3 protein-coding genes and 1 pseudogene are annotated in these 2978 nt (G+C 65.6%); 2 read left to right on the top strand and 2 right to left on the bottom strand.

What is annotated here, in order from left to right; translation table 11 throughout:
- Both OXK16_11535 and OXK16_11530 read right to left on the bottom strand, forming a co-directional pair.
- On the bottom strand, positions 1 to 364 hold a 364-nt coding region (locus tag OXK16_11535; GenBank protein ID MDE0376574.1), incomplete at its 3' end, for a twin-arginine translocation signal domain-containing protein.
- A gap of 250 nt (positions 365 to 614) precedes the next feature.
- Positions 615 to 722: pseudogene (locus OXK16_11530) on the bottom strand (ATP-binding cassette domain-containing protein).
- 236 nt (positions 723 to 958) lie between these two features.
- Here OXK16_11530 and OXK16_11525 point away from each other — a divergent pair.
- Both OXK16_11525 and OXK16_11520 read left to right on the top strand, forming a co-directional pair.
- Positions 959 to 1993, top strand: a complete 1035-nt coding sequence (locus OXK16_11525) for an alcohol dehydrogenase catalytic domain-containing protein (protein MDE0376573.1) — start codon at positions 959 to 961, stop codon at positions 1991 to 1993.
- A gap of 503 nt (positions 1994 to 2496) precedes the next feature.
- On the top strand, positions 2497 to 2934 hold the full coding sequence (locus OXK16_11520) for a hypothetical protein (protein ID MDE0376572.1): 438 nt from the start codon (positions 2497 to 2499) through the stop codon (positions 2932 to 2934).
- The last annotated feature ends 44 nt before the right edge of the window (positions 2935 to 2978 follow it).

Here is a 2978-nt window from a genome sequence, read left to right as displayed (position 1 = left end):
TGATGGTGAACCGGCCGCCGGTCATGTCCGAGACCCGCTGGGCGAAGTCCACGGCACCGCCGTAGATGGTGTCCAGCGACAGTGGCCAACTGGTGCCCATCTCCCATTCGATCTCGGGACCGCCCTGGGTCATCACCACCTCGACCGCTTCCTGGGCTGTGTCAGTGGTGGCACCGGCCGTGGTGGCCGAACCCGTCCCCTGGGTGGTGGTGGCCTCGGACTCTCCGGTTCCGCAGGCGCCGATGGTGGTGAGCAACCCACCGGCGGCGACCGTCATACCCGCCTTCTTCAAGAAATCACGGCGGTCGACCTTCGTCTCCAGAGTCTCCTCCAGTGAGGGGCCACCTCGACTCTTTCTCTCCACTAGCTCCTCCTTCCCCTAGATGGGCCGATAGACGCCCCGGCAGAATGCCGGCACGCGTAACCCGGTCTACGGGCGCGCCCTTGCCGCCGGGTATAGGGGTCAGACTACCGATCATCGGGTTCCTACACCCTCTCGCCCGCGTTCTAATTGCATGAGCCGGCAATCATGTTGCCATTGCATGAAACCCCTGATCGTCACCCCATCACCTCCCGGACCGATCAGGTCCGCGACGTAGCCTCAGCGCGTCGGCGTTGACCAAGGCCCGGGCAAGGGCCACCCGCTGCTGCTGGCCCCCCGACAGCTGGAAGGGCATACGTTTCTGGAACCCGGGCAGCCGGACGATCTCGAGTGAGGGCATCCGCACACCCACATCCTGAGCCATCACGATCTGGCGGTCATCACCCTCGTGGCAGAGGATGGCGATGGCGTTCACCCCCGGGTGTATCGGTCCGGTAACCGTCTGGATCATGTTCATGCGCCCTAGCCTCTGTGGTTCGGCCATGATCTCATCGGTCGGGCACCGCGAGAAGTGCCCACCCACGCAGATGAGGGTTCCGTGGACCGGCGGCTGGAGCAGGCGAGAGGAGCAAGATCATGGCGCGGATGCGAGCCATCGTTTTCGGGGACGACCGAACCATCCGGCTGGAGGAGGTCCCGGTCCCCGAGGTGGGGCCCGGCCACGTGCTGCTGCGCCCTCACTTCTGCGGGGTTTGCGGAACCGACCTGCACGCTCCTTCCATGACCGCCCCCTTCCGCTCGGGCGTCGTAATGGGACACGAGTTCTCGGGCGAGGTCGTGGCGACCGGCGAGCAGGTGCGGGGATGGGCGCCTGGCACGCGGGTGGTGGTGAACCCAAACGGGAACCTCTGCGGGGCGTGCGGGGCCTGCCGGGACGCCAGGTTCAACCTGTGCCGCTCGGCCGTGATGGAGAACGGGATCGGGATCCGGCATGACGGCGGCATGGCGGAGTTCGTAACGGTCGACCCGAGGGTCCTCCATCGCCTACCCGATGCGGTCAGTTCGGAACAGGGCGCCTTCGTCGAACCGCTGGCAACCGCGCTACGTGCGGTGCGACGCTCCCGCTTCCGGCTCGGAAGCTCCGCAGCCGTGATCGGGACCGGTCCCGTCGGGCTGCTGGTCGTCCAGGCCCTGCGAAGCGCCGGCGCCGCGACGATTACCGCCATCGAACTCTCGGCCTTCCGGCGCCAGGCCGCCGTGGACCTCGGGGCCGACCTCGCGCTCGATCCCGAGACGGAACCACCGACCGCCCTGTTCGGAACGGAACTCGAACCGCCCGAGTTCGTCTTCGAGTGCTCCGGAGCCCAGGGCACCCTCGAACTCGCAGTCGACATCGTGCGCTACGGCGGACGGGTCGCCCTCACGGGTCTCCCCTCGCGCCCCGTCGAGGTGACCGCCACCACAGTGATCGGCAAGGAGGTTGAGGTCGTCGGAAGCATCATCTACGTCGAGGAGTTTCCCCTCGCCATCGACCTTCTCGCCAAGGGGGCGTTCGACATCGAGAGCCTCACCTCACTCGTCCTCCCGATTACCCGCTTCGAAGAAGCCTTCGACGCGCTAGCTGACCCGGTCTCAACCCTGAAGGTGTTACTCCATCCCACACAGAGTTGACCTTGAGCGACCTCAGCAGGTCGGAATGAGGGGTACTGGGTTCGCTACTTGTAGCGCTGTTGGCAGCCGTACCCGGACGGCACCACCGACACCGAGATACAACATCGTCCTCCCCTGACCATGGTCCAGGAGGGGAACACCGCGCTCAGGTTGGTGATTCCGTGAAGCCGGGTGTGGGCGTCGAGCGATTACCGGCCTTCGGCCCGGCTCAGATCGCCTATCGCAGCGATCCGATCTCCCCCTATGCCGATCTCACCCGAGCGGCTCGGCGCGCCGGTCCCGTCCACCAACCGACCACCCCGGATCACCAAAGTCGAACATCGCCGGCCCTTCTCCCGTGTGATCGAACAGCCTACGCTCTTGGCTGGCATCACTTCATTTCAATCGACTCTCTGGCTAACGGTACACAACACTACATAGTATTAGACATGCTGCCGAGACGCATCCAATCAAGTATGTAGCATCACGGCCGGACCGGGTACACGACCGCTGCCGTGGAGAATATGCCGCACGCCTCAGGAATCGACTACCAAGTGATGGAGGAGGCCCTCCGGTCACTGGACCGGGTCCCCCTGCCACCCGGGTTGAAAGGCCTTCCCCCGGAACGTGATGGCAGACCCTGGACACCGGCCGGAATACGGGCGGCGGGCCTGAATGCGCTCGGCGACCTGCCGACCCCTTTCGCGCTGCTTAGCCGGAGCGGCCTGGTTCACAACGCCGGGGTGATGGGCCGGTACTGTGCCGACGCCAGTGTCTTGCTCGCCCCGCACGGCAAGACGACGATGGCCCCTTCCTTGTGGAAGCTCCAGTTCGAGAACGGAACCTGGGGCCTCACCGTGGCCCTACCGCACCAGGCCGTGACCGCTCATCGCTTCGGGATACGCCGGATCCTGCTGGCCAACGAAGCAGCCGATCCCCGGTCCCTCGAGGTCTTAGCCTGAATCCACCGATGGGCTTGCTGGGGGTGGTTCGGGAGGGTCGGTTC

Source organism: bacterium (assembly GCA_028821235.1).
Taxonomy (GTDB): domain Bacteria; phylum Actinomycetota; class Acidimicrobiia; order Spongiisociales; family Spongiisociaceae; genus Spongiisocius.
This window is presented reverse-complemented; position numbering and strand designations above follow the sequence as displayed.